This is a genomic window from Rhizobacter sp. P3_C12 (genome assembly GCF_056402735.1).
On the sequence record NZ_JBFUGW010000657.1, the window covers coordinates 1 to 576 of the forward strand.

A 576-nucleotide genomic window follows, 5' to 3' on the forward strand; every position below is an offset into this window, starting at 1 on the left:
GGCTACGACGCCGCGCCCGACACGCCCGCCTCCGCCCGCGCGCTGCGCCGGCGCGAATCGCGCGCCGCGCTGTGGCGCCTGTTCGTCGCCGGCTTCTGCATGATGCAGGTGATGATGCTCGCGACGCCGCACTACGTGGCGCACCCCGGCGAACTCGCGCCCGACATGAAGCAGCTGCTCGACTGGGGTGCCTGGGTGCTGACGCTGCCGGTGCTGTGGTGGTCGGCCGCACCGTTCTTCCAGGGCGCCTGGCGCAGCCTGCGCAGCGGCCGCATCGGCGCCGACATCCCGGTCGCGCTCGGCATCGCCGTCACCTTCGTCGCGAGCACCGGTGCCGCGTTCGACCCCAATGGCCCGTTCGGCCACGAGGTGTACTTCGATTCGCTGGCGATGTTCGTCGCCTTCCTGCTCGGCGGGCGCTGGCTGCAGATGAAGGCGCGCCACCGCGCAGCCGAGGCGCTCGACGGCGTGCTGGGGGCGCTGCCCGACACCGCGCTGCGGCTGGCCGCCGACGGATCGGGCGAACGCGTCGCACGCGCGGCCTTGCGGCCCGGCGACCGCGTGCAGGTCGCGCTG

The 576-nt window shown here is 74.3% G+C and carries 1 pseudogene; it reads left to right on the forward strand.

Annotation, left to right across the window (positions count from 1 at the left end):
• A pseudogene (locus AC1DXV_RS35220) lies at positions 1-576 on the forward strand (heavy metal translocating P-type ATPase); the annotation flags it as partial.